General features: G+C 60.5%; 34 protein-coding genes and 2 pseudogenes. All 36 read right to left on the bottom strand.

Annotation, left to right across the window (positions count from 1 at the left end; translation table 11 throughout):
• Window positions 1-31: 31 nt before the first annotated feature.
• On the bottom strand, window positions 32-961 hold the full coding sequence (locus BGI51_RS09570) for an NAD-dependent epimerase/dehydratase family protein (protein WP_187980954.1): 930 nt from the start codon (window positions 959-961) through the stop codon (window positions 32-34).
• Complete coding sequence (locus tag BGI51_RS09565) at window positions 954-1,853, bottom strand: sugar nucleotide-binding protein (protein WP_437179441.1); 900 nt, start codon at window positions 1,851-1,853, stop codon at window positions 954-956. Before BGI51_RS09565 ends, BGI51_RS09570 begins: the two co-directional genes overlap by 8 nt.
• Window positions 1,854-1,940: 87 nt before the next feature.
• A pseudogene (gene yccS / locus BGI51_RS09560) lies at window positions 1,941-4,144 on the bottom strand (YccS family putative transporter).
• A gap of 145 nt (window positions 4,145-4,289) precedes the next feature.
• On the bottom strand, window positions 4,290-5,747 hold the full coding sequence (locus tag BGI51_RS09555) for a catalase (RefSeq protein ID WP_187980953.1): 1,458 nt from the start codon (window positions 5,745-5,747) through the stop codon (window positions 4,290-4,292).
• A gap of 191 nt (window positions 5,748-5,938) precedes the next feature.
• Window positions 5,939-6,328, bottom strand: coding sequence for a 50S ribosomal protein L17 (gene rplQ / locus BGI51_RS09550; RefSeq protein WP_007161227.1), 390 nt, complete (start codon window positions 6,326-6,328; stop codon window positions 5,939-5,941).
• Between the two features lie 44 nt (window positions 6,329-6,372).
• Window positions 6,373-7,373, bottom strand: a pseudogene (locus BGI51_RS09545) (DNA-directed RNA polymerase subunit alpha).
• A gap of 22 nt (window positions 7,374-7,395) precedes the next feature.
• Complete coding sequence (gene rpsD, locus BGI51_RS09540) at window positions 7,396-8,016, bottom strand: 30S ribosomal protein S4 (protein ID WP_017640289.1); 621 nt, start codon at window positions 8,014-8,016, stop codon at window positions 7,396-7,398.
• 16 nt (window positions 8,017-8,032) lie between these two features.
• Complete coding sequence (gene rpsK, locus BGI51_RS09535) at window positions 8,033-8,422, bottom strand: 30S ribosomal protein S11 (protein WP_003281811.1); 390 nt, start codon at window positions 8,420-8,422, stop codon at window positions 8,033-8,035.
• 30 nt (window positions 8,423-8,452) lie between these two features.
• Window positions 8,453-8,809, bottom strand: a complete 357-nt coding sequence (gene rpsM / locus BGI51_RS09530) for a 30S ribosomal protein S13 (RefSeq protein WP_017640288.1) — start codon at window positions 8,807-8,809, stop codon at window positions 8,453-8,455.
• Between the two features lie 130 nt (window positions 8,810-8,939).
• Window positions 8,940-9,056, bottom strand: coding sequence for a 50S ribosomal protein L36 (gene rpmJ, locus BGI51_RS09525; RefSeq protein WP_002555468.1), 117 nt, complete (start codon window positions 9,054-9,056; stop codon window positions 8,940-8,942).
• A gap of 30 nt (window positions 9,057-9,086) precedes the next feature.
• Window positions 9,087-10,418 (bottom strand): preprotein translocase subunit SecY, encoded by a 1,332-nt coding sequence (gene secY, locus BGI51_RS09520; protein ID WP_133860560.1) that lies wholly within the window; start codon window positions 10,416-10,418, stop codon window positions 9,087-9,089.
• Entirely contained in the window at window positions 10,419-10,853 is a 435-nt protein-coding gene (gene rplO, locus BGI51_RS09515) for a 50S ribosomal protein L15 (protein WP_133860559.1), read from the bottom strand.
• A gap of 3 nt (window positions 10,854-10,856) precedes the next feature.
• A complete protein-coding gene (gene rpmD / locus BGI51_RS09510) occupies window positions 10,857-11,039 on the bottom strand; it encodes a 50S ribosomal protein L30 (protein ID WP_007161233.1) in 183 nt (60 codons plus the stop codon).
• Window positions 11,040-11,041: 2 nt separating this feature from the next.
• Window positions 11,042-11,542, bottom strand: coding sequence for a 30S ribosomal protein S5 (rpsE, locus tag BGI51_RS09505; protein ID WP_007161234.1), 501 nt, complete (start codon window positions 11,540-11,542; stop codon window positions 11,042-11,044).
• 3 nt (window positions 11,543-11,545) lie between these two features.
• Window positions 11,546-11,896, bottom strand: a complete 351-nt coding sequence (gene rplR, locus BGI51_RS09500; protein ID WP_007161235.1) for a 50S ribosomal protein L18 — start codon at window positions 11,894-11,896, stop codon at window positions 11,546-11,548.
• 10 nt (window positions 11,897-11,906) lie between these two features.
• Window positions 11,907-12,440, bottom strand: coding sequence for a 50S ribosomal protein L6 (gene rplF / locus BGI51_RS09495; RefSeq protein ID WP_017640286.1), 534 nt, complete (start codon window positions 12,438-12,440; stop codon window positions 11,907-11,909).
• An 11-nt stretch (window positions 12,441-12,451) separates the two neighbouring features.
• Window positions 12,452-12,844, bottom strand: a complete 393-nt coding sequence (gene rpsH, locus BGI51_RS09490; RefSeq protein ID WP_017640285.1) for a 30S ribosomal protein S8 — start codon at window positions 12,842-12,844, stop codon at window positions 12,452-12,454.
• Between the two features lie 162 nt (window positions 12,845-13,006).
• Window positions 13,007-13,312: a 30S ribosomal protein S14 gene (gene rpsN / locus BGI51_RS09485; protein ID WP_017640284.1), complete on the bottom strand. Its 306-nt coding sequence runs from the start codon at window positions 13,310-13,312 to the stop codon at window positions 13,007-13,009.
• A gap of 13 nt (window positions 13,313-13,325) precedes the next feature.
• On the bottom strand, window positions 13,326-13,865 hold the full coding sequence (rplE, locus tag BGI51_RS09480) for a 50S ribosomal protein L5 (protein WP_007161239.1): 540 nt from the start codon (window positions 13,863-13,865) through the stop codon (window positions 13,326-13,328).
• Between the two features lie 19 nt (window positions 13,866-13,884).
• Entirely contained in the window at window positions 13,885-14,199 is a 315-nt protein-coding gene (gene rplX / locus BGI51_RS09475) for a 50S ribosomal protein L24 (protein WP_017640283.1), read from the bottom strand.
• Between the two features lie 12 nt (window positions 14,200-14,211).
• The gene (gene rplN / locus BGI51_RS09470) at window positions 14,212-14,580 is read right to left on the bottom strand and encodes a 50S ribosomal protein L14 (RefSeq protein ID WP_007161241.1); all 369 of its coding nucleotides are present in this window, start codon (window positions 14,578-14,580) and stop codon (window positions 14,212-14,214) included.
• 12 nt (window positions 14,581-14,592) lie between these two features.
• Window positions 14,593-14,859: a 30S ribosomal protein S17 gene (gene rpsQ, locus BGI51_RS09465; protein WP_007161242.1), complete on the bottom strand. Its 267-nt coding sequence runs from the start codon at window positions 14,857-14,859 to the stop codon at window positions 14,593-14,595.
• A 2-nt stretch (window positions 14,860-14,861) separates the two neighbouring features.
• Window positions 14,862-15,053 (bottom strand): 50S ribosomal protein L29, encoded by a 192-nt coding sequence (rpmC, locus tag BGI51_RS09460; RefSeq protein ID WP_007161243.1) that lies wholly within the window; start codon window positions 15,051-15,053, stop codon window positions 14,862-14,864.
• Window positions 15,053-15,466, bottom strand: coding sequence for a 50S ribosomal protein L16 (gene rplP / locus BGI51_RS09455; RefSeq protein WP_017640282.1), 414 nt, complete (start codon window positions 15,464-15,466; stop codon window positions 15,053-15,055). The genes rpmC and rplP overlap by 1 nt, the downstream gene beginning before the upstream one ends.
• Window positions 15,467-15,478: 12 nt before the next feature.
• Window positions 15,479-16,168: a 30S ribosomal protein S3 gene (gene rpsC / locus BGI51_RS09450; RefSeq protein WP_007161245.1), complete on the bottom strand. Its 690-nt coding sequence runs from the start codon at window positions 16,166-16,168 to the stop codon at window positions 15,479-15,481.
• A 13-nt stretch (window positions 16,169-16,181) separates the two neighbouring features.
• Window positions 16,182-16,514 (bottom strand): 50S ribosomal protein L22, encoded by a 333-nt coding sequence (rplV, locus tag BGI51_RS09445; protein WP_007161246.1) that lies wholly within the window; start codon window positions 16,512-16,514, stop codon window positions 16,182-16,184.
• 12 nt (window positions 16,515-16,526) lie between these two features.
• Window positions 16,527-16,802 carry a 30S ribosomal protein S19 gene (rpsS, locus tag BGI51_RS09440; RefSeq protein ID WP_007161247.1) on the bottom strand — a complete coding sequence of 92 codons (276 nt, stop codon included), beginning with the start codon at window positions 16,800-16,802 and terminating at the stop codon, window positions 16,527-16,529.
• Window positions 16,803-16,820: 18 nt separating this feature from the next.
• Entirely contained in the window at window positions 16,821-17,642 is an 822-nt protein-coding gene (gene rplB, locus BGI51_RS09435; RefSeq protein ID WP_007161248.1) for a 50S ribosomal protein L2, read from the bottom strand.
• Window positions 17,643-17,654: 12 nt separating this feature from the next.
• Window positions 17,655-17,954 carry a 50S ribosomal protein L23 gene (gene rplW / locus BGI51_RS09430; protein WP_007161249.1) on the bottom strand — a complete coding sequence of 100 codons (300 nt, stop codon included), beginning with the start codon at window positions 17,952-17,954 and terminating at the stop codon, window positions 17,655-17,657.
• Window positions 17,951-18,553, bottom strand: coding sequence for a 50S ribosomal protein L4 (gene rplD / locus BGI51_RS09425; RefSeq protein ID WP_017640279.1), 603 nt, complete (start codon window positions 18,551-18,553; stop codon window positions 17,951-17,953). Before rplD ends, rplW begins: the two co-directional genes overlap by 4 nt.
• 13 nt (window positions 18,554-18,566) lie before the next feature.
• On the bottom strand, window positions 18,567-19,202 hold the full coding sequence (gene rplC, locus BGI51_RS09420; protein ID WP_007161251.1) for a 50S ribosomal protein L3: 636 nt from the start codon (window positions 19,200-19,202) through the stop codon (window positions 18,567-18,569).
• 84 nt (window positions 19,203-19,286) lie between these two features.
• Entirely contained in the window at window positions 19,287-19,598 is a 312-nt protein-coding gene (gene rpsJ / locus BGI51_RS09415; RefSeq protein WP_003243886.1) for a 30S ribosomal protein S10, read from the bottom strand.
• Between the two features lie 171 nt (window positions 19,599-19,769).
• Entirely contained in the window at window positions 19,770-20,963 is a 1,194-nt protein-coding gene (gene tuf / locus BGI51_RS09410; protein WP_133860552.1) for an elongation factor Tu, read from the bottom strand.
• Window positions 20,964-20,991: 28 nt separating this feature from the next.
• Entirely contained in the window at window positions 20,992-23,094 is a 2,103-nt protein-coding gene (fusA, locus tag BGI51_RS09405) for an elongation factor G (protein ID WP_133860558.1), read from the bottom strand.
• 30 nt (window positions 23,095-23,124) lie between these two features.
• Complete coding sequence (rpsG, locus tag BGI51_RS09400; RefSeq protein ID WP_007163088.1) at window positions 23,125-23,598, bottom strand: 30S ribosomal protein S7; 474 nt, start codon at window positions 23,596-23,598, stop codon at window positions 23,125-23,127.
• 86 nt (window positions 23,599-23,684) lie between these two features.
• Window positions 23,685-24,056, bottom strand: a complete 372-nt coding sequence (gene rpsL, locus BGI51_RS09395) for a 30S ribosomal protein S12 (RefSeq protein ID WP_007163089.1) — start codon at window positions 24,054-24,056, stop codon at window positions 23,685-23,687.
• Window positions 24,057-24,086 lie beyond the last annotated feature (30 nt).

Below are 24,086 nucleotides of genomic sequence, written 5' to 3'. Positions count from 1 at the left end.
ACAGGCCAGGGCTTGCCCCTGGCCTCGCCTGCTAGTCCCGCAGCAGCGCCGCCAACCCCGTGCCCATGGCGGTAGGCTGGCTGAAGTTGAAACGCTCGCGCAGACGACGGTTGTCCGCCTTCGAATGGCGGATGTCTCCCGCCCGCGCGGCCCGATGGGTCACCTGCGGCAGGCCACCGAGCACCTGGCCGATCTCTGCCAGCAGGCCGTTCAGGCTGATGGTCTCGCCGCGCCCCACGTTCACCGCCCCGGCCGTTACTTCGGTGGCTTCCAGCGCCTGCACCAGGATGCCCACCAGATCGGCCACATAGACGAAATCGCGGGTCTGCTCGCCATCGCCGAACACCGTGATCGGCGTCTGGCGGCGGGCACGCTCGGTAAAGATGCTGATCACCCCGGAATAGGGCGAAGACGGATCCTGCCGTGGGCCGTAGATGTTGAAAAAGCGGAAGATCGCCGGCTCCAGCCCGTGCTCGCGGCGATAGAAGTCGAAGTAGTACTCGCCGGCCAGTTTGTCGGCCGCATAGGGCGTCAGGGGCGCCTTGGGCAGCTCTTCGTCGATGGCCTGGCCCTGACCGTTGGCGCCATAGACCGCCGCGCTGGAGGCATAGACCACGCGCTTGATGCCAGCCTTGCGCATGGCCTCGCACAGATTCAGGGTGCCGATGAAATTGGCCCGGTGGGTACCCACCGGGTCTTCCACCGACGCCTGCACCGAGGCCACCGCGGCCAGGTGCACCACCGCTGCGCAGCCGGCCACCGCGGCTTCCAGCGTCGCGGTATCAGCCACGTCGCCCACCCGCAGCTCGATACGTTCGTTGTCCAGCGGCAGATTCTCGCGCTTGCCGGTGCTGAGATCGTCCAGCACCCGCACCCGCCGGCCCCGCGCCAGCAGCGCGTCGGCCAGATGGGAGCCGATGAAACCGGCACCGCCAGTGATCAGAATGGGCGCATCACTCATGGAAACCTACCTCGTCCTGCCGAAAGCCCTGCAACAGCGCGGGCAGCTCCTGCTGCCAGCGCCGCGCCTTGATTCCAAAGGTGTTGAGCAGCTTGCGACTGATCAACACCCCCTGTTGTGGCTCTTCCGCGGCATCCGCGCGCTCGAGGTGCGTCACCTCCTGCCATTCGCAGCGCACCGGCCGGTCGAACTCCTGCCAGAGCTGGGCGACGGTCTCGGCCAGGCCCAATTCCGATACCGCTTCCTGGGCGCCATAGTGATAGGTCCCCCAGAGCGGCGCGCCGCAGTCGAGTTGCTTGACCACCGCCAGCAACACCCGCGCGGCATCGCCCACGGTGGTCGGATTGCCGCGCCGGTCGCCCGCCACCGGCACCACCTGCTCGGTATCCAGCTGCTGCAGCAGACGCCCCAGACGCCCGTCGCGGGAGTCGTCCAGCACCCAGCCCAGGCGCAGCAGGATATGCATCGGGCACAGCGCTCGCACCAGTTGCTCGACCCGCCAGAGCGCTTCGCCACGCGCCCCGGGGGGCCGCGGAAGATCCTTTTCACTATAGCCGGCCACGCGGGAGCCATCGAACAGCTGATAACTGGACGGTTGGATCAGCGGAATCTGATAGTGCTGGCAGAGGCCTGCCAGGCGCTGCACGGCCAGCGCCTGGCGCTGCATCAGGGCCGGATCGAAGTCTGCGGCCTGCAACCAGTCGCGGTAGTAGGCGAGATTGATCACCGCTCCCGGCCGTACCCGGTCGAGGACCTCGGTCAGTCCGGCAGCGTACCAGCCCTCCGCGGGAGTCTCGGGGGCGACGAATTCGATGCCCGCTTCGGCACCGGCGGCGAGTAGCGCCTTGCCCAGGGCGCTCTCCCCGCCCACTACTAGAAGACGCATACGCATGTGTTGGAACAGCCTTCAAACCAGCATAAACAGGCGTCGAAAGATTCGACGGACATCGGTCAACATAGCGCGTCGCGCCAACCTTGCTCAAGCACCGGCGGCAACCGCTGCCGGTTCCTCGCGGGTTTGTTCGCGCAGGGTATGGTTGGCGGCGCTCTTGAGATTGGGTAGCAGCCGGCAGATCAGCGCCAGCTGGGTGCACACCAGTCGATAGCCGTCGTCGTTATCATCCGCCGCGGCTTCCAGTTGGTCGGCCAGGCTGCTTTCCTCTTCGGCGGTAGGCGGCAGACTGCGCCGCTCCGCCACCGCGGCGGCTATGGTCTCCATGCCCTCGGCGATACGGGTCACGGCGCGCTCCACCAGGGCATCGTGCTCGGCCGCTTCCAGCTGGCGGCGATGCGCGCCCAAGGCCGACAGATAACCCAGCAAGGTGTTGGACAACGCCAGATAGCGAAAGCCCGCTTCCAGGTTGCGCCGGAAATGCCCGGGATCGCGCAGCATGTTGGCCAGCGCCGCCGACAGCGTCGCATCGGCATTGTGGGCGTTGCGCCGCGCCACGCGGTAATCGAGGTCGTCGCGCTTGCCGGTGCGGTACTGCTCGTGCAACCGGCGCAGATAGAGGGCGTTGGTGCGCAGGGTGTTGGCCATCACCAGGTGCAGGCGGCGCCCCTGCCAGTCCGGCAGGACGAAGAACACCGCCAGCACCGCGATCAGGCAACCCAGCAGGGTGTCCAGCAGCCGCGGCCAGATCAGCATGAAACCGTTGCCCACCTGGTTGAAGCAGAACAGCACCATCAGGGTGATGGCCGCGGTGGCGACGGTGTAGCGATCGGTCCGGGTGATGAAGAACACCAGACCGGCGACCAGCGCCAGCAGCAGCTGGATCTCCGGTTGCGCGAACAGCTCCAGCAAGGCACTGCCCAGCAACAGGCCGATTACCGTGCCGACGATCCGCTGCACCAGCCGCACCCGGGTCGCCCCGTACTGCGGGCGGCAGACGAACACCGTGGTCAGCAGGATCCAGTAGCCGTTGACCGGGTGGATCAGGTGCAGCACCCCATAGCCGGCCATCAGCGCCAGCGCCATGCGCAGGCCATGGCGGAACAGCAGCGAGGTCGGGGTCAGCTGCAGGCGGATACGCTGTAACACCTCGCGCAACGAGCGCGCCGCCGGATCCAGCAGACTGGTATCCAGATCCGCCGCCCCCGAGTCGCTGTTGCCCGCCTCGGAAAATTGCCGCTCCAGGGTCGAGAGATTGTGCCCGAGCAGGTCCAGGGAGCGCAGCAGGCCGCGCCAGCGCGGATTCTGCTGCTGCTTGAGATACTCCAGCGAGGCCTGCAGATCGGTCAGCCCCTGCTGACTCTGCTGGCCATATTCGAAGGGCTGACCGAGACGGATCGCCTCGCCCATGTTGCGGCAGGCCGCGGCCTGCAGCTTGAGCAGGCGCTGGCAGCGAAAGAGGATGTCGCTGTGAAAGAACGCCTCGGTCAGGGCGCTGTAGGGATAGTGCGAGGAGCTGGCGCGCTCATGGATGTCCTGCGCCATGAAATACAGGCGGAAGTAGCGCCCTGAACGTGCGCCCGGCCGCCCGAGCGGCCGAAGCGATTGAGAATGGTCGCCTTGGCCTGGTTCAGCGCCTGCACCACCTTGCCGTTCTGCTGGGCCAGCAGCACCCGCCGCCGATGCAGATCCACCCCGCGCACCGGTTCGAGCATCTCCGCCTTGAGCCGGAGCAGGGTCTCCAGTTCGCCATAGAGCGCGGACAGATTCTGCCGCACCGGCTGGTGGGCGAACAGCGCGCACCAGAGCACCGAGAGCAGGCCGTACCACAGCGCCCCGGCCAGCAGGTGCGCCGGCTCGTACCACAACGGCACCTGGGTACCCAGCCGCTGATCCACGCCGATCATGGCGTAGATCGACAGGATCACCGTAGCCTGGGCGATGGACGCGTAGCGCTCGCCGATGGCGCCGAGCATGGTCAGGCTGAAGGTGGCCAGGCCCAGGCCCACCACAAAGATCCAGGGATAGGGAAACAGCAGTTCGACCGCGAAGGCGGCCACCGCGAAGCACAGCAGGGTGACCACGAGGGACTTGAGGCGGCCCAGCCAGCTGTCATCGGTTTCCGCGAGGGCGCTGGCGATGATGCCGAGAAACACCGGCGACAAGGCGCGCAGGTCGCCCAGCGACCAGCAGACGGCCATGGCGCCGCTCAGGGCGACAAAGACGCGAACGCCATAGCTGGCCTTTTCGTGCGCCCAGAGCTGGCGCAAAGACACTCCAAACACAGTCATGACGGGAGAGCGAGCCTCGTGTTTTCGCGCTTGATGCGAACCTTAGCACTGCGACGTCGCAAGTGGCGTCCGAGGCAGCCTTTCCCGCACTTTTTTAGCGGCGAAAAAAAGCCCGGCATCCGCCGGGCTCCTTCTACCCCTTGGGTCAGGCCACTTCGCTGGGATCCATCCCCAGCCCCTTGGCGATACCCATGCCATAGGCAGGATCGGCCTTGAGAAAATGACCGATCTGCCGTAGCTGGACATCCCGGGTCACCGAAGCCATGGCACCGACGATATTGTCGATCAGCAACGCCTGCTGGCCCGCGTTCATCAGGCGGAACAGCGCACCGGCCTGACTGTAGTAATCCTCGTCCACCCGGTGGTCGTAGCGATCGGCCGGACCGGCGAAATTCAGCGCCGGCTCACGATATTGCGGCGCCTGCCTGGGCGTATGGCCATAGCTGTTGGGCTCGTAGTTCGGCTGGGAACCGCCATTGCCATCGAATCTCATGGCCCCGTCACGCTGGTTGTTGGCATAGGGGCAGCGCGGCGCATTGACCGGCAACTGCTGGTAGTTGGTTCCCACCCGATAGCGCTGGGCATCGGCATAGGCGAACACCCGTCCTTGCAGCATGCGATCCGGCGATAGGCCGATGCCCGGTACCACGTTGCTTGGCGCGAAGGACGCCTGCTCCACCTCGGCGAAGTAGTTCTGCGGATTGCGATTGAGCTCCAGCAGGCCTACCTCCTGCAACGGATAGTCCTGCTGCGACCAGACCTTGGTGACGTCGAAAGGATTTTCGGCGCGACCGGCCGCTTCCTGCTCGCTCATCACCTGGATGCACAGCTTCCAGCGGGGGAATTCGCCGCGCTCGATGGCCTGGAACAGGTCGCGCTGGCTGTAGTCCGGATCGCTCCCGGCCAGACGTGCGGCCTCGGTCGGCGCCAGGTTCCTGATCCCCTGCTGGCTCTTGAAGTGAAACTTCACGAAGTGCCGTTCGCCCTGGGCATTGATCAGGCTGAAGGTATGGCTGCCGAATCCATGCATGAAGCGATAGCCATCCGGAATGCCGCGATCGGAAAACAGGATGGTCACCTGATGCAGCGATTCCGGCGACAGCGACCAGAAGTCCCACATCATCTGCGGACTCTTCAGATTGCTCCAGGGATCGCGCTTCTGGGTGTGGATGAAGTCGGGAAACTTGAGTGGATCGCGGATGAAGAACACCGGGGTGTTGTTGCCGACGATGTCCCAGTTGCCTTCTTCGGTATAGAACCTGAGGGCGAAGCCACGCGGATCGCGCTCGGTATCCGCAGAGCCGCGCTCACCACCCACGGTGGAAAAGCGCAGGATGGTCTCGGTCTGCTTGCCGACGCTGGCGAACAGCTTGGCGCTGGAGAGATGGGTGATGTCCTGGGTGACGGTAAAGGTGCCATAGGCGGCAGAACCCTTGGCGTGCACGCGTCGCTCGGGAATGACCTCACGATTGAAGTGGGCCAGCTTCTCGATCAGATGGAAGTCGTCGAGCATCAGTGGACCGCGCGGGCCGGCGGTACGGGAATTCTGGTTGTCGGCCACCGGAATACCGCTGGCGGTGGTGAGGATCTTGGTATCGGTCACAGGTTGTCTCCCTTGAATAGCGCTTGCTGATCGCGTGGGAGAAGTATCGCCAAGGCAATACTTTAGGACTAATTTATTGATCCTAGCATCCTGATAGAAAATCCAAGTAGAAGGGTCCTGCCTGCAGTTTCGCCAGACGCCAGGCATGAAAAAGCCGGGCAGGAGCCCGGCTTTTTCCAGAACAGCGCTACTTATTCAGCAGCTTGTTCCACGGTACCGCCGACCGGACGGTCGATCAGCTCGACGTACGCCATGGGCGCATTGTCGCCAGCGCGGAAGCCGCACTTCAGGATACGCAGGTAGCCACCCGGACGGTTGGCGTAGCGCTTGCCCAGGTCGTTGAACAGCTTGCCAACGGCAGCTTTCGAGCGGGTGCGGTCGAAAGCCAGACGACGGTTGGCGACGCTGTCTTCCTTGGCCAGGGTGATCAGCGGCTCGGCAACGCGGCGCAGTTCCTTGGCTTTCGGCAGGGTAGTTTTGATCAGCTCGTGCTCGAACAGCGACACAGCCATGTTCTGGAACATGGCCTTGCGATGTGCGCTCGTGCGGCTCAGATGACGACCACTTTTACGATGACGCATGATTGAAATTCCTTCCCAAACTATCGTTCGGTGAACAATGACGATCAGGCAGTAGCCTTGTCGTCCTTCTTAAGGCTTGCAGGGGGCCAGTTGTCCAGGCGCATACCGAGCGACAGACCACGCGAGGCCAGAACGTCCTTGATTTCGGTCAGGGACTTCTTGCCCAGGTTCGGGGTCTTGAGCAGCTCCACTTCGGTACGCTGAATCAGGTCACCGATGTAGTAGATGTTCTCCGCCTTGAGGCAGTTGGCCGAACGGACGGTCAGTTCCAGATCGTCCACCGGACGCAGCAGGATCGGATCGATCTCGTCTTCCTGCTCGACCACGACCGGCTCGCTGTCGCCCTTGAGGTCGACGAACGCTGCCAGCTGCTGCTGCAGGATAGTGGCGGCACGACGGATGGCTTCTTCCGGATCCAGGGTACCGTTGGTTTCCAGGTCAAGCACGAGCTTGTCCAGGTTGGTACGCTGTTCGACCCGGGCGTTTTCCACCACATAGGCCACGCGACGAACCGGGCTGAACGTAGCATCGAGCTGGAGACGACCGATTGCGCGGGTTTCGTCTTCTTCGCTCTGACGCGCGTCGGCGGGCTCATAGCCACGACCGCGAGCGATTTTCAGCTTCATGTTCAGCGAACCGTTGTCCGCCAGGTGGGCGATGACGTGATCGCCGTTGACGATCTCGACGTCGTGATCGACCTGAATGTCAGAGGCCAGAACCGGCCCCTGACCTTTCTTGCTCAGGCTCAGGGTGACTTCGTCACGGCCGTGCAACTTGATGGCCAGACCCTTGAGATTGAGCAGGATCTCGATCACGTCTTCCTGCACGCCTTCGATGGCGCTGTACTCGTGCAGGACACCGTCGATCTCTGCTTCGACTACCGCGCAGCCAGGCATGGAGGACAACAGGATACGCCGCAGCGCGTTGCCCAAGGTATGGCCGAAACCACGCTCGAGAGGCTCGAGGGTGATCTTGGCACGGGTCTGACTAACCGCCTGCACATCGATATGGCGGGGGTCAGGAACTCATTTACCGAACTCTGCATGGATGCACCTACTTTCTAGCCCTTACTTGGAGTAGAGCTCGACAATCAGGTTTTCGTTGATGTCGGCGGAGAGATCACCACGGGCCGGCACGCTCTTGAAGGTGCCTTCCTTTTTCTCGGTGCTCACTTCGACCCACTCAACCCGGCCACGCTGGCCGCACAGCTCGAGAGCTTGAGCGATACGCAGCTGGTTTTTGGCCTTTTCACGGACCGCGACGACGTCGCCGACCTTGACCTGATAGGAGGGAATGTTGACGGTCTGACCGTTGACGGTGATCGACTTGTGGGAGACCAGCTGGCGCGATTCAGCGCGAGTGGCACCGAAGCCCATGCGATACACCACGTTGTCCAGACGGCATTCGAGCAGTTGCAGCAGGTTTTCACCGGTAGCACCCTTGCGACGGGCAGCTTCCTGGTAGTAACCGGCGAACTGACGCTCGAGGACGCCATAGATACGGCGGACTTTCTGCTTTTCACGCAGCTGCAGACCGTAGTCGGACAGACGACCGCGACGCTGACCATGCTGGCCAGGAACGGTTTCCAGCTTGCACTTCGAGTCGAGGGCACGAGCGCCGCTCTTCAGGAAGAGGTCAGTGCCTTCGCGGCGGGACAGTTTGCACTTGGGACCAATGTAACGAGCCATTTCTCACTGTCTCCTATTACACGCGACGCTTCTTCGGCGGACGGCACCCGTTATGCGGGATAGGCGTCACGTCGGTGATGCTGGCGATCTTGTAACCACAGGCATTCAGGGCGCGAACAGCGGACTCGCGGCCGGGGCCGGGACCTTTGACGTTCACGTCCAGATTCTTCAGACCATATTCCAGAGCGGCTTGGCCGGCACGTTCGGCTGCAATCTGGGCAGCGAACGGGGTGCTCTTACGGGAGCCACGGAAGCCGGAGCCACCGGAGGTCGCCCAGGACAATGCATTGCCCTGACGATCGGTGATGGTCACGATGGTGTTGTTGAAAGACGCATGGATGTGGGCGATGCCATCAACCACTGTCTTTTTGACTTTCTTACGAGGACGAGCAGCAGGTTTTGCCATGACTAGATTCCTGTCGATTCGCGGATGCGATTACTTGCGGATCGGCTTGCGCGGGCCCTTACGGGTACGGGCATTGGTCTTGGTGCGCTGACCACGGACCGGCAGACCACGGCGGTGACGCAGACCGCGGTAGCAACCCAGATCCATCAGGCGCTTGATGTTCATGTTGATTTCGCGGCGCAGGTCACCCTCGGTGAGGATTTTGGCGACCTCGTTACGCAGCTGATCGACCTGCTCGTCGCTCAGTTCTTTGATCTTGGCGGTCGGCTGGATGCCGGTGGCCGCGCAGATCTTCTGAGAGGTGGTGCGACCGACACCATAGATGTAGGTCAGCGAGATAACAGTGTGTTTGTTATCTGGAATGTTGACGCCTGCAATACGGGCCATTCAGAAAAACTCCAATTGACAGCTACCGACGCCCCGGAAGCCAAGAAAAGGGCGCGCGATATTAACGCTGTAGGAACAAATGATCAACCCGGCAGCACACTAGCTGCCGGGTTAGACGCGTGATTCACACTCAGCCTTGGCGCTGCTTGTGACGCGGTTCAGCGCTGCAGATCACGCGCACGACGCCTTCGCGGCGAATGATCTTGCAGTTACGGCACAGCTTCTTGACCGATGCACGAACTTTCATGACAACTCCTCTAACCTTACGGGTAACGGATCAGCGCATCATGCCGCCGCCGTAGCCCTTCAGGTTGGCTTTCTTCATCAGGGACTCGTATTGATGAGATACGAGATGGGATTGGACCTGAGACATGAAGTCCATGACCACTACCACCACGATCAGCAACGACGTCCCACCGAGATAGAACGGCACGTTCGCCGCGACCACCAGGAACTGGGGCAACAAGCACACCGCCGTCATGTACAGGGCACCGAACATGGTCAGCCGGGTCAGCACGCCATCGATATAGCGCGCGGACTGCTCACCAGGACGAATACCCGGAATGAACGCTCCGGATTTCTTCAGGTTCTCGGCCACGTCCTTGGGGTTGAACATCAGCGCTGTATAGAAGAAGCAGAAGAAGATGATCCCTGCACTAAACAGCAAGATGTTCAGCGGCTGACCGGGAGCGATGGCCTGAGCCACGTCCTGCAACCAGCCGAGACCTTCGGACTGACCAAACCACGAACCGAGCGATGCCGGGAACAGCAGGATGCTGCTGGCGAAGATCGCCGGGATGACCCCAGCCATGTTCACCTTGAGCGGCAGATGGCTGTTCTGCGCCGCGAAGACCTTGCGGCCCTGCTGACGCTTGGCGTAGTGCACGGCAATACGACGCTGCCCACGCTCGATGAACACCACGAAGGCGATGATGGCAACCGCCACCACACCCACCATGATCAGCGCGAAGATGTTGATATCGCCCTGCCGTGCCGACTCGAAGGACTGACCGATGGCGCGGGGCAAGCCCGCGACGATACCGGCGAAGATCAGCATCGAGATGCCATTGCCGATACCGCGCTCGGTGATCTGCTCACCCAGCCACATCATGAACAGCGCGCCGGCGACAAACGTGGTGACAGCGACGAAATAGAAGCTGAAGCCCACGCTGAACGCGACGCCCTGACTGGCGAGTCCAACCGACATCCCGGTGGCCTGAACGAGCGCCAGAACCAGCGTGCCGTAACGGGTGTACTGGCTGATCTTGCGACGACCAGACTCACCCTCTTTCTTCAATTGCTCCAGTTGTGGGCTGATGGCGGTAAGCAGCTGCATGATGATCGAGGCCGAGATGTACGGCATGATCCCCAGTGCAAAGATGCTCATCCGCTCCAGCGCACCGCCAGAGAACATGTTGAAGAGGCTAAGAATGGTCCCCTCGTTCTGCCTGAACAGTGCGGCCAGCTGATCGGGATTGATACCCGGAACAGGGATGTGCGCACCGATCCTGTAGACGATGATCGCCAGGAACAGGAATCGGAGGCGGGTCCACAGCTCGGACATACCACCGGTCTTGCTGAGCGCAGAGAGAGCACCTTGCTTAGCCATTTATTCCTCGATCTTGCCGCCAGCTGCTTCGATGGCTGCACGTGCGCCCTTGGTGGCACGAATGCCCTTCAGGGTGACGGCACGAGTGACGTCGCCGGACAGCACAACCTTGACACGCTTGATGTCGCGGCTGATCACGTTGGCGTCTTTCAGCGCCTGCAGATCGACCACATCGACATCAACCTTGGCCAGCTCGGAGGTACGAACCTCGGCACGGTCCAGGGCTTTCAGCGAGACGAAGCCGAATTTCGGCAGACGACGGTGCAGCGGCTGCTGGCCACCCTCGAAACCGGGGGCAACCTTGCCACCGGAACGGGAGGTCAGACCCTTGTGGCCGCGGCCACCGGTCTTGCCCAGGCCGCTACCAATACCACGACCGGGACGCAGCTTCTCGCGGCGAGCGCCGGGAGCGGAACGCAGATCATTCAGTTTCATGACTTAACCCTCCACACGCAGAAGGTAGTAGGCCTTGTTGATCATGCCGCGATTTTCAGGGGTGTCCTGAACTTCGACGGTGTGACCGATGCGACGCAGGCCGAGACCCTTGACGCAAGCCTTGTGATTGGCCAGACGGCCGTGGACGCTCTTGATCAGCGTGACCTTGACGGTTGCGTTAGCCATGATCAGAGAATCTCCTCGACGCTCTTGCCACGCTTGGCGGCAACAGCTTCCGGCGCCTGCATGTGCTTGAGACCTTCAAAGGTCGCGTACACAACGTTTACCGGGTTGGTGGAGCCGTAGCACTTGGCCAGGACGTTCTGCACACCAGCGACTTCCAGGACGGCGCGCATGGCACCACCGGCGATGATGCCGGTACCGTCGGAAGCGGGCTGCATGTACACCTTGGAGGCGCCATGGGCGGCCTTGACCGGGTACTGCAGGGTGGTGCCGTTCAGATCCACCTGGATCATGTTGCGGCGAGCAGCTTCCATAGCCTTCTGGATGGCGGCAGGCACTTCACGGGCCTTGCCACGGCCGAAGCCAACGCGGCCTTTGCCATCGCCAACCACGGTCAGAGCGGTGAAGGCGAAGATACGGCCGCCTTTCACGGTTTTGGCTACGCGGTTAACTTGAACCAGCTTCTCGATATAGCCTTCGTCGCGCTTTTGATCGTTATTTGCCATGACTTAGAACTCCAGCCCGCCTTCACGAGCAGCGTCGGCCAGCGCTTTGACGCGACCATGGTACTTGAAGCCAGAACGATCAAAGGCCACCTGGGTAACGCCAGCGGCCTTGGCACGCTCGGCGACCAGCAGACCAACTTTCTTGGCCGCCTCGACGTTGCTGGTAGCGCTTTCGCGCAGTTCTTTGTCCAGCGTAGAAGCGCTGGCCAGGACCTTGCTGCCATCGGCCGCGATGACCTGGGCATAGATGTGCTGGGAAGAGCGGTACACGCACAGACGGACCACTTCCAGCTCGCGCATCTTCAGGCGAGCCTTGCGAGCGCGACGCAGTCGGGTTTCTTTCTTGACGGTCATTTGCTATGCCCTACTTTTTCTTGGCTTCTTTACGGTGGACGACTTCGTCGGCATACCGTACACCCTTGCCCTTGTAGGGCTCCGGCGGACGGAAACCACGAATCTCAGCCGCAACCTGGCCGACCAGCTGCTTGTCGATACCCTTGATCAGGATTTCGGTCTGGTTGGGGGTTTCTGCGGTGATGCCTTGCGGCAGGTCGTAGTCCACGGGGTGAGAGAAGCCCAGAGCGAGGTTCAGCACCTGACCTTTGGCCTGGGCCTTGTAGCCCACACCGACCAGTTGCAGCTTGCGCTCGAAGCCCTGGCTAACGCCGACCACCATGTTGTTGACCAGGGCACGGGTAGTGCCGGCCATCGCACGGGTCTGCTGATCGCCATTGCGAGCGGCGAAACGCAGCTCACCGGACTCTTGAGTGACTTCAACGGACGGATGGACCTTCAGTTCCAGAGCGCCCTTGGCACCCTTGATCGAAAGAGCCTGACCGGCCAGATTAACTTCGACGCCTGCAGGCAGTCTTACAGGGTTTTTAGCAACGCGAGACATGCTGATTCCCCTTAGAAGACTGTGCAGAGCACTTCGCCGCCAACACCAGCAGCACGGGCTGCGCGATCAGTCATCACACCTTTGTTGGTGGAAACGATCGACACGCCCAGACCGCCACGCACTTTCGGCAGCTGGTCAACGGCTTTGTACTGGCGCAGACCGGGACGGCTGCTACGCTTCAGCTCTTCGATGACAGGCTTGCCTTCGAAGTACTTCAGCTCGATGGACAGCGACGGCTTGGATTCCGCGCTGACCTGAAAATCCGCGATGTAACCTTCGTCCTTGAGGACTTTGGCAACGGCAGCCTTCAGCTTGGAAGAAGGCATGCTCACAACGGCCTTTTCAGCCATCTGGGCATTACGGATACGAGTTAGCATGTCTGCTAACGGGTCCTGCATACTCATGGGCTATTAGCTCCTAATACAGAAATTGAGCCTACCGGCTCTCAAAATCACCCCTCGGCAATAGGCCGATTCGGGCGAGCCGAGCATTCTAGAGACCAGCCTGAAACGAATCAAGCCCCAAAAGGGGCTTGATTCAATTACCGCGATGAAAGGCGCTAGCTGTTACCAGCTGGCCTTCACCAGGCCGGGCACGTCACCGCGCATGGCTGCTTCACGCAGCTTGATGCGGGACAGACCGAACTTGCGGTACACGCCATGCGGACGACCGGTCAGGCGGCAGCGGTTACGCATGCGGCTGGCGCTGGCGTCACGGGGCTGCTTCTGCAGGGCGACCTGGGCATTCCAACGGTCCTCGGGGGAGGCGTTGACATTACCGATGGTCGCCTTCAGCTCGGCGCGCTTCTTGGCGTACTTGGCAACCGTCTGCTGACGCTTCAGCTCGCGGTTAATCATGCTTTGCTTAGCCATCTGAAGACCTCAATCAGTTACGGAACGGGAAGTTGAACGCGCGCAGCAGCGCACGGCCTTCCTCGTCGGTACGAGCGGTGGTGGTCAGGGTGATGTCCATACCACGCAGCGCATCGATCTTGTCGTAATCGATTTCCGGGAAGATGATCTGCTCTTTCACGCCCATGCTGTAGTTGCCACGACCATCGAAGGACTTGGCATTCAGGCCGCGGAAGTCACGCACGCGCGGCAGGGAGATGGACAGCAGACGATCCAGGAATTCATACATGCGATCGCTACGCAGGGTCACCTTGACGCCGATCGGCCAGCCTTCGCGAATCTTGAAGCCAGCAATGGAATTGCGGGCATAAGTCACGACCGGCTTTTGACCAGCGATCTTTTCCAGGTCAGCTACAGCGTTGTCGATGATTTTCTTATCACCGACCGCTTCGCCCAGACCCATGTTCAAGGTGATCTTGGTGATGCGCGGAACTTCCATCACGTTACCCAGCTGAAGCTGCTCTTTCAGCTTGGGCGCGATTTCCTTCCGATAAATCTCTTTCAATCGAGCCATGGTGATCTACCTAGCAGCTTCAGGCCTGGACCGCTTTTTGGGTCGACTTGAAGATACGAATCTTCTTGCCGTCTTCGACTTTGAAACCAACGCGGTCAGCCTTGTTGGTCTCGGAGTTGAAAATGGCAACGTTGGAGACATGCAGAGGAGCTTCTTTCTCTACGATGCCACCCTGAACACCCAGCATGGGGTTGGGCTTGGTGTGGCGCTTGATCAGGTTGACCCCACCAACGACCAGACGGTCATCGGCGAGCACCTTCAGCACCTTGCCACGCTTGCCCTTGTCCTTGCCGGCAATGACGATTACCTCGTCGTCACGACGAATCTTTTGCATGTCGGCTACTCCTTACAGCACTTCGGGGGCAAGGGAGACGATCTTCATGAACTTCTCGGAGCGAAGTTCACGGGTCACCGGCCCAAAGATACGGGTGCCAATCGGCTCTTGCTTGTTGTTCAGCAGAACCGCGGCGTTGCCGTCGAAGCGGATGATGGAACCGTCGGTGCGGCGGACGCCGTGCTTGGTACGCACGACGACTGCAGTCATCACCTGACCTTTCTTCACCTTGCCGCGCGGAATTGCTTCCTTGACGGTGACTTTGATGATGTCGCCAATGCCGGCGTAACGGCGGTGGGAACCGCCGAGCACCTTGATGCACATCACGCGACGAGCGCCGCTGTTGTCGGCGACGTCAAGCATGGATTGAGTCTGGATCATGGCTCTCTACCCTTATACCTGAACGGCGCGCTCGACGACGTCAACCAGGGTCCACGCCTTGGTCTTGGCCAGCGGGCGGGTTTCGCGAATGGTGACCAGGTCACCAATGCGGCACTGATTGGTTTCGTCGTGAGCGTGCAGCTTGGTGGAACGCTTCACGTATTTGCCGTAGATCGGGTGCTTGACGCGACGCTCGATCAGTACGGTGACGGTTTTGTCCATCTTGTCGCTGACCACTCGGCCGGTCAGCGTACGGACAGTTTTTTCAGCTTCAGCCATGATCACTTACCTGCCTGCTGGTTCAGCACAGTCTTGACGCGAGCGATGTCGCGCTTCACTTGCGAGAGCATGTGAGACTGACCCAACTGGCCAGTTGCCTTCTGCATACGCAGATTGAACTGGTCACGCAGCAGGTTGAGAAGCTGCTCGTTCAGCTCCTCTACGGATTTCTCACGCAAATCTTTCGCTTTCATCACATCACCGTCCGCTTAACAAAGGAGGTTTCGAGCGGAAGCTTGGCAGCGGCCAGGGCAAATGCCTGACGAGCCAGATCCTCGGAAACACCCTCGATCTCGTACAGGACCTTGCCCGGCTGGATCTGGGCTACCCAGTACTCGACACTACCCTTACCTTTACCCATCCGCACTTCGAGAGGCTTCTTGGTGACAGGCTTGTCAGGGAAGACGCGGATCCAGATCTTGCCGCCACGCTTTACGTGACGGGTCAGCGCACGACGTGCGGATTCGATCTGGCGAGCGGTCAGACGGCCACGGCCGACAGCCTTCAGCGCGTACTCGCCGAAGCTGACCTTGCTACCGCGATGAGCCAGACCACGGTTGTGGCCGGTCATCTGCTTGCGGAATTTTGTACGCTTGGGTTGCAGCATGTTGCGTACTCCTTACTTAGCAGCAGCTTTTTTGCGCGGAGCCGGGGCGACGGGCTTGAGCTCTTCCTGGCGGCCACCAATGACCTCACCCTTGAAGATCCAGACCTTCACACCGATCACACCGTAAGTGGTGTGAGCTTCCGCAGTGGCGTAGTCGATATCGGCACGCAGGGTGTGCAGGGGCACACGACCTTCGCGATACCACTCGGTACGGGCGATTTCAGCACCGCCCAGACGACCGCTCACCTGAATCTTGATGCCTTTGGCACCAATGCGGATCGCGTTCTGCACGGCGCGCTTCATGGCACGACGGAACATCACACGACGCTCAAGCTGCTGCGCAACGCTCTGCGCAACCAGGGCACCGTCGAGCTCCGGCTTGCGGATCTCTTCGATGTTGATGTGCACGGGCACACCCATTCTTGCGGTCAGGTCCTGACGCAGCTTCTCGACATCCTCACCTTTCTTGCCGATCACGATACCGGGACGGGCGGTGTGGATGGTGATGCGTGCGGTTTGAGCCGGGCGATGAATATCGATACGGCTTACGGACGCGCTTTTTAGTTTGTCCTGGAGGTACTCACGAACCTTCAGGTCGGCCAGCAGATAGTCCGCATAAGTGCGCTTATCCGCGTACCAGACCGAAGTGTGCTCCTTGACGATACCCAGGCGAATGCCATTGGGATGTACTTTCTGACCCATCTGATCGACTCCGTTACTTGTCCGCAACCTTGACCGTGATATGGCAAGACCGCTTCACGATGCGATCAGCACGACCTTTGGCACGCGGCATGATGCGCTTGAGCGAACGACCTTCGTTTACGAAGACAGTGGAAACCTTCAGGTCGTCCACATCGGCGCCTTCATTGTGCTCGGCGTTGGCAACAGCCGACTCCAGCACCTTCTTCATGATTTCAGCGGCTTTCTTGCTGCTGAAAGTCAACAGGTTGAGCGCTTCGCCCACCTTCTTCCCGCGGATCTGGTCGGCGACCAAGCGGGCTTTCTGGGCGGAGATACGAGCGCCCGACAGCTTAGCGGCTACTTCCATCTTCCTTACCCCTTAACGCTTGGCTTTCTTGTCAGCCGCATGACCGCGATAGGTGCGGGTAGCAGCGAACTCGCCGAGTTTGTGGCCGACCATGTCTTCGTTCACCAGAACGGGGACATGTTGACGACCGTTGTGCACAGCGATGGTCAGACCGACCATCTGCGGCAGGATCATCGAACGACGCGACCAGGTTTTGATCGGTTTGCGTTCGTTCTTTTCCACCGCAACTTCGATCTTCTTCAACAGGTGAAGATCGATAAAAGGACCTTTCTTCAGAGAACGGGGCACAGTCGAATCCTCTACTGATTACTTGCCGCGACGGACAATCATCTTGTCGGTACGCTTGTTGGAGCGCGTCTTGAGACCCTTGGTCTTGACGCCCCACGGCGAAACCGGATGACGGCCACCGGAAGTACGACCTTCACCACCACCGTGCGGGTGATCGACCGGGTTCATGGCAACACCACGAACGGTCGGACGCACGCCACGCCAGCGGGTGGCACCGGCCTTACCCAGCGAACGCAGGCTGTGCTCACCGTTGGACACTTCGCCCAGGGTGGCACGGCACTCGGACAGCACCTTGCGCATTTCACCGCTGCGCAGACGCACGGTGACGTAGGCGCCTTCGCGGGCGACCAGCTGAGCGGAGGTACCCGCGGAGCGAGCGATCTGAGCGCCTTTGCCAGGCTTCAGCTCGATACCGTGGATGGTGCTACCGACCGGCACGTTACGCAGCGGCAGGTTGTTGCCAGCCTTGATGGGCGCGCCAGCGCCGGACAGCAGCTGGTCACCGGCAGCAACGCCCTTGGGGGCGATGATGTAGCGACGCTCGCCATCGGCGTACTTCAGCAGAGCGATGTGTGCAGTACGGTTCGGATCGTATTCGATACGCTCAACGACGGCAGGGATGCCATCCTTGTTGCGACGGAAATCGACCAGACGGTAGTGCTGCTTGTGACCACCGCCGATGTGGCGAGTGGTGATACGACCATTGTTGTTACGGCCGCCGGACTTGCTCTTCTTCTCCAGCAAAGGAGCGTAAGGCGCGCCTTTGTGCAGATCGGAGTTGACCACCTTGACCACAAAGCGGCGGCCAGCGGAGGTCGGCTTGCATTTTACGATTGCCATGATGCCCCCTGATTACTCGGCGCTGCTGGAAAAGTCGAGATCCTGGCCCGGCTGGAGCGCGATGTACGCTTTTTTCCAGTCGTTACGCTTGCCCAGACCACGAGCGGTACGCTTGGTCTTGCCCTGGACGTTCAGGGTGCTGACGCTGCGGACCTTGACCTCGAACAGCTGCTCGACGGCCTTCTTGATTTCCAGCTTGGTTGCATCGGTGGCAACCTTGAATACGAACTGCTTCTGGCTGTCCGCCAGCATGGTGGCCTTCTCGGAGATGTGCGGGCCAAGCAGCACTTTGAATACGCGTTCCTGGTTCATGCCAGCAGCTCCTCGAATTTCTTCACGGCGGACACAGTGACCAGCACCTTGTCGTAGGCGATCAGGCTGACCGGGTCGGAACCCTGGACATCACGCACGTCGACGAAAGGCAGGTTGCGGGCGGCCAGATACAGATTCTGGTCGACAGCGTCGGTCACGATCAGCACGTCGCTCAGGCCCAGGCCGTCCAGCTTGCTGACCAGGGTCTTGGTCTTGGGCGCATCGACGGCGAAGTCGTCAACCACGACCAGACGATCCAGACGGACCAGCTCGGCGAGGATGGAGCGCAGTGCAGCGCGGTACATCTTCTTGTTCAGCTTCTGGCTGTGATCCTGGGGCTTGGCTGCGAAAGCCACGCCACCGGAGCGCCAGATGGGGCTGCGGATGGTACCGGCACGGGCACGACCGCTGCCCTTCTGACGCCAGGGCTTCTTGCCGCCGCCACGGACTTCGGAACGGGTCTTCTGGGCACGGGTGCCCTGACGACCGCCAGCCATGTAGGCGACGACTGCCTGGTGAACCAGGGTCTCGTTGAATTCACCGCCGAAGGTGTGCTCAGAGACTTCGATAGCTTGAGAGCCATTCACATTGAGTTGCATGTTCTCTCTCCTCTCAACCACGGGCCTTGACAGCGGGACGCACGATCACGTCACCACCCGGCGCGCCGGGGACGGCACCCTTGACCAGCAGCAGGTTGCGCTCGGCGTCTACACGCACGACTTCCAGCGACTGAACGGTTACACGCTCCGCACCCAGGTGACCGGACATTTTCTTGCCCTTGAACACTCGACCAGGAGTCTGGCACTGGCCGATGGAACCAGGTGCACGGTGGGAAACGGAGTTACCGTGGGTGTTGTCCTGACCACGGAAGTTCCAGCGCTTGATGGTACCGGCGTAGCCCTTACCTTTGGACTGACCAGTGACATCAACCATCTGACCGGCTTCGAACAGGGCTACGGTAACTTCGTCACCTGCCTTGTACTCACCGTCTTCCAGGCGGAATTCGAGGACGCTACGACCAGCAGCAACGCTGGCCTTGGCGAAGTGACCGGCTTGCGCCTTGGTCACGCGGGAAGCACGACGCTCGCCCACGGTTACCTGAATGGCGCGATAGCCATCGGTTTCTTCGCTCTTGAATTGGGTTACGCGATTCGGCTCGATCTCAATGACCGTGACCGGAACGGAAACGCCTTCTTCGGTGAAAACGCGGGTCATACCGCATTTACGACCGACTAAACCAATCGTCATGTTGAGAACCTCTTGAGTGTACGGGGCTTTCACCCGCTATGGCCGCCCATTTCAGAGCGTTACACGACTGAAACCTTGACGGTCTCAGCCGAGGCTGATTTGCACTTCAACGCCAGCGGCGAGATCGAGCTTCATCAGCGCATCGACGGTCTTGTCGGTGGGCTGAACGATGTCGAGCACACGCTTGTGGGTACGAATTTCGTACTGGTCACGAGCGTCCTTGTTGACGTGCGGAGAAATCAGCACTGTGTAACGTTCCTTGCGGGTAGGCAGAGGAATCGGACCACGCACCTGAGCACCAGTACGTTTCGCAGTTTCTACGATTTCCTGGGTGGATTGATCGATCAGGCGATGATCAAAAGCCTTCAACCGAATACGGATTTGTTGATTTTGCATTTGACCTCAGACTCCAAGCTTTCCTCTCGGACAAAAAGGTGCCCGATTAAAGGAGGCGCAATTCTAAGGATGTCGCCAGCGGCTGTCAAGAACGCCTCTTTTGCCATCTGTCAATTTCACGAGGCAAGAAAAAAGGCCCCGAGGGGCCTTTTTTCGTTTCAGATCAATCGATTACTCGATGATCTTGGCAACCACGCCGGCGCCGACGGTACGACCGCCTTCACGGATGGCGAAACGCAGACCGTCTTCCATCGCGATCGGAGCGATCAGGGTGACAACCATCTTGATGTTGTCGCCCGGCATCACCATCTCGACGCCTTCCGGCAGCTCGCAGTTACCGGTCACGTCGGTGGTGCGGAAGTAGAACTGCGGACGGTAGCCCTTGAAGAACGGGGTGTGACGACCGCCTTCTTCCTTGGACAGCACGTACACTTCGCACTCGAACTTGGTGTGCGGCTTGATGGTGTTCGGCTTGGCCAGAACCTGGCCACGCTCCACGTCTTCACGCTTGGTGCCACGCAGCAGCACGCCGACGTTCTCGCCAGCACGGCCTTCGTCCAGCAGCTTGCGGAACATTTCAACGCCGGTGCAGGTGGTCTTGACGGTGGCCTTGATGCCCACGATCTCGACTTCTTCCTGGATGCGGACGATGCCACGCTCGACACGACCGGTGACCACGGTGCCGCGACCGGAGATCGAGAACACGTCCTCGATCGGCATCAGGAACGGCTTGTCGATGGCACGCTCGGGCTCGGGGATGTACGAGTCCAGGGTCTCGACCAGCTTGCGCACGGCAGAGGTACCCATTTCGTTGTCGTCGTTGCCGTTCAGCGCCATCAGCGCGGAGCCGATCACGATCGGGGTGTCGTCGCCCGGGAAGTCGTAGGTGTTCAGCAGATCGCGAACTTCCATCTCGACCAGTTCCAGCAGCTCGGCGTCGTCAACCATGTCGGCCTTGTTCAGGAACACGACGATGTAGGGAACGCCTACCTGACGGGACAGCAGGATGTGCTCGCGGGTCTGCGGCATGGGGCCGTCAGCAGCCGAGCAAACCAGGATCGCGCCGTCCATCTGGGCAGCACCGGTGATCATGTTCTTCACGTAGTCGGCGTGGCCGGGGCAGTCGACGTGCGCGTAGTGACGGATCGCCGAGTCGTACTCAACGTGGGAGGTGTTGATGGTGATACCACGAGCCTTTTCTTCCGGCGCGTTGTCGATCTGGTCGAAACCACGAGCGGAACCGCCCCAGGTGTCGGCACAGACTTTGGTCAGCGCAGCGGTCAGAGTGGTCTTGCCATGGTCAACGTGACCGATGGTGCCCACGTTCAGGTGCGGTTTGTTACGTTCGAATTTTTCTTTAGCCACGAGATAAAACCTCTAGTCAAAGCGCTGATTAAGCTTGTTTCTTGATGATGGCTTCGGCGATGTTCGACGGAGCTTCGGCGTACTTGGAGAACTCCATGGAGTAGCTTGCGCGACCCTGAGACATGGAGCGGACATCCGTAGCGTAGCCAAACATCTCGCCCAGCGGAACCTCGGCACGGATGACCTTGCCGGTCACGGTGTCTTCCATACCCTGGATCAGGCCACGACGACGGTTCAGGTCGCCCATGACGTCGCCCATGTAGTCTTCCGGGGTCACGACCTCGACCTTCATGATCGGCTCGAGCAGCACGGCACCACCCTTCTGGGTGAGCTGCTTGGTCGCCATGGAGGCGGCGATCTTGAACGCCATCTCGTTGGAGTCGACGTCGTGGTAGGAACCATCGAACACAGCGGCCTTCAGGCCGAGCAGCGGATAGCCGGCAACGATGCCGTTCTTCATCTGCTCTTCGATGCCCTTCTGGATCGCCGGGATGTATTCCTTCGGAATCACACCACCCACGACTTCGCTGACGAACTCCAGACCTTCCTGACCTTCGTCGGCCGGCGCGAAGCGAATCCAGCAGTGACCGAACTGGCCACGACCACCCGACTGGCGAACGAACTTGCCTTCGATCTCGCAGGTGTTGCGGATGGTTTCGCGGTAGGCGACCTGAGGCTTACCGATGTTCGCTTCCACGCCGAATTCGCGCTTCATGCGGTCCACCAGGATGTCCAGGTGCAGCTCGCCCATGCCGGAGATGATGGTCTGACCGGACTCTTCGTCGGTCTTGACGCGGAACGAGGGATCTTCCTGAGCCAGCTTGCCCAGTGCGATACCCATCTTTTCCTGGTCGGCCTTGGTCTTCGGCTCGACGGCGACCGAAATCACCGGCTCCGGGAAGTCCATGCGCTCGAGGATGATCGGCTTCTCGATCGAGCACAGGGTGTCACCGGTGGTGACGTCCTTCATGCCGATCAGGGCGGCGATGTCGCCAGCACGAACTTCCTTGATCTCTTCACGGGTGTTGGCGTGCATCTGCACCATACGGCCGACGCGCTCCTTCTTGCCCTTCACCGAGTTGATGACGGAGTCACCGGAGCTCAGTACACCCGAGTAGACGCGGGCGAAGGTCAAGGTACCCACGAAGGGGTCGGTAGCGATCTTGAACGCCAGAGCCGAGAAGGGCTCGTTATCGTCTGCGTGACGCTCGTCGTGGATTTCCTCGTTGTCCGGGTTGGTACCCTTGATCGCGGGAATCTCGACCGGCGCCGGCAGGAAGTCGATCACGGCGTCCAGAACCAGGGGCACGCCCTTGTTCTTGAAGGACGAACCGCAGACGGCCGGGACGATTTCGCAGGCGATGGTACGCTGACGCAGGCCGGCCTTGATCTCGTCGATCGACAGCTCGCCACCTTCCAGGTACTTGTTCATCAGCTCTTCGTTGGCTTCGGCCGCAGCCTCGACCATGTTGGAGCGCCACTGCTCGGCATCGGCCAGCATGTCCGCAGGAATGTCTTCCTCGCGATAGGTCATGCCCTGGTCGTCATCGTTCCAGAAGATGGCCTTCATCTTCAGCAGGTCGATCTGGCCCAGGAAGTTCTCTTCCGCGCCGATGGCCAGCTGAACCGGGACCGGAGTGTGGCCCAGGCGCTTCTTGATCTGCTCGACGACGCGCAGGAAGTTGGCACCGGCACGGTCCATCTTGTTGACGTAGACGATGCGCGGGACGCCGTACTTGTTGGCCTGACGCCATACGGTTTCGGACTGGGGCTCGACACCGGAGGTACCGCAGAACACTACGACCGCACCGTCCAGCACGCGCAGGGAACGCTCCACCTCAATGGTGAAGTCCACGTGGCCGGGGGTATCGATGATGTTTACGCGGTACTTGTCGTACTGCTTGGTCGAACCGGACCAGAACGCGGTGGTGGCAGCGGAGGTGATGGTGATACCACGCTCCTGCTCCTGCACCATCCAGTCCATGGTCGCAGCGCCGTCGTGAACCTCACCCATTTTGTGGTTCACGCCGGTATAGAACAGAATCCGCTCGGTGGTAGTCGTCTTACCTGCGTCCACGTGGGCGCAGATACCGATGTTCCGATAGCGGTTAATAGCGGTTGTACGAGCCATAAGGTCCTCGCTTGATTGGAAGCGCTAGGCTTAGAAGCGGTAGTGCGAGAAGGCCTTGTTGGCTTCTGCCATGCGATGCACGTCTTCGCGCTTCTTGACTGCGGCACCCTTGCCTTCAAAAGCGTCCATGAGTTCACCCGCCAGGCGCAGAGCCATGGACTTCTCACCACGCTTGCGCGCGGAGTCCACCAGCCAGCGCATGGCCAGGGCATTACGACGGGAAGGACGAACCTCAACCGGCACCTGGTAGGTAGCACCGCCGACACGGCGGGACTTCACTTCGACCAGCGGAGCGATGGCGTCGAGCGCTTTTTCGAAAACTTCCAGGGGTTCGGCATTCTTGGAACGCTCTTTGACCTTGTCCAGAGCACCATAAACGATACGCTCGGCAACGGCTTTCTTGCCGCTCTCCATCACGTGGTTCATGAACTTGGCCAGGATCTGGCTTCCGTATTTCGGATCGTCAAGTATTTCGCGCTTGGCCGCTACACGACGTCTTGGCATTGATAAGCCCTCAAAACGGTCTTCAGGTTAGCTCGGGACTCGTTGCCCGACCTTACTCTTATCGACTCGAACAAAAAGAAAGGTGATTACTTCGGACGCTTGGTGCCGTACTTGGAACGGCCCTGCTTGCGGTCCTTCACACCGGTGGTGTCCAGCGAGCCGCGCACGGTGTGATAACGCACACCCGGCAGATCCTTGACCCGGCCACCGCGGATCAGCACGACGCTGTGTTCCTGCAGATTGTGACCTTCACCGCCGATGTAGGAGGTGACTTCGAAGCCGTTGGTCAGACGTACACGGCAGACCTTCCGCAGTGCGGAGTTGGGCTTCTTGGGAGTGGTGGTGTACACGCGGGTGCACACGCCACGACGTTGCGGGCAGTTTTGCAGCGCAGGCACGTCGGATTTCTCGACGATACGCTTGCGTGCACTACGCACCAGCTGGTTGATAGTTGCCATCTATAGCTCCACTGATTGTCTTGCGACATA

It is taken from the genome of Pseudomonas oryzihabitans, from assembly GCF_014522265.1.
Lineage (GTDB): Bacteria > Pseudomonadota > Gammaproteobacteria > Pseudomonadales > Pseudomonadaceae > Chryseomonas > Chryseomonas aestiva.
Note: the sequence above shows the minus strand (reverse complement) of the source record. Positions and strands in the feature narration are given on the sequence as shown.